This window comes from Streptococcus sp. 3613 (assembly GCF_013277375.1).
Taxonomy (GTDB): domain Bacteria; phylum Bacillota; class Bacilli; order Lactobacillales; family Streptococcaceae; genus Streptococcus; species Streptococcus pseudopneumoniae.
Genome location: NZ_VMMV01000139.1, coordinates 1 through 672, shown reverse-complemented (window position 1 = coordinate 672; position 672 = coordinate 1). Strand labels below are relative to the sequence as shown.

Below are 672 nucleotides of genomic sequence, written 5' to 3'. Positions count from 1 at the left end.
AACATCCTTTCATACTCAATAAAAAATCAAAGAGCAAACTAAAAAGCTAGCCGCAGGTTTGCTCAAAACACCGTTTTGAGGTTGTGAATAGAACTGACGAAGTCAGCTCAAAATACTGTTTTGAGATTGCAGATGAAAGCTGACGTGGTTTGAAGAGATTTTTGAAGAATATAAAAACAAAAAGAGGCAAAGACCTAGTCCTGCCCATTATTTTCTTATCTACTTGATAATACCGTCAATGCTAAGGCAATGGCTAGCCAGAAAAAGACTAAAATCCCTGTCAAACGCTGCATCACAGCTTCGAAACCGCGTGCTTTACTGCGTTCAAACAAATCACCTGAGCTGGCATCAAATACATTGCTGGATTGGTTTTTAGTTGGTTGCATGAAAATCGCAATCACAATCACAACAGATAATACTAATAAAATGGTTAATAATAGGTTATACATATCAAACTCCTTACAATCCCTATTATTTTACCATAAAATCTACTTAGATTCAAGATGTAGGGTTACTTTTCTTTCCTTGGGACAATACTTTAAAACCTCAATCTTGTCTGGATGGGTTTTTGAATTTTTACTGGTTAGGTAATTGATACTGCCACAAGAGGAGCATTTGAGATTAATTTTTACTCGCACTAGATTTCCTTTACTTTTATTAGACTTCCTGCAA

General features: G+C 35.6%; 2 protein-coding genes. Both read right to left on the bottom strand.

All coding sequences use genetic code 11. The features are described 5' to 3' along the window. Positions 1 to 215: 215 nt before the first annotated feature. The gene (gene secG / locus HT708_RS11455; RefSeq protein WP_000282517.1) at positions 216 to 449 is read right to left on the bottom strand and encodes a preprotein translocase subunit SecG; all 234 of its coding nucleotides are present in this window, start codon (positions 447 to 449) and stop codon (positions 216 to 218) included. Positions 450 to 488: 39 nt separating this feature from the next. Continuing rightward, positions 489 to 638 (bottom strand): 50S ribosomal protein L33, encoded by a 150-nt coding sequence (gene rpmG / locus HT708_RS11450; RefSeq protein WP_001809104.1) that lies wholly within the window; start codon positions 636 to 638, stop codon positions 489 to 491. Positions 639 to 672: the final 34 nt, after the last annotated feature.

What these genes read in the sequence shown, in the direction of transcription:
- secG (WP_000282517.1), bottom strand. Translation starts at nt 449, where the DNA reads ATGTATAACCTATTATTAACCATTTTATTAGTATTATCTGTTGTGATT.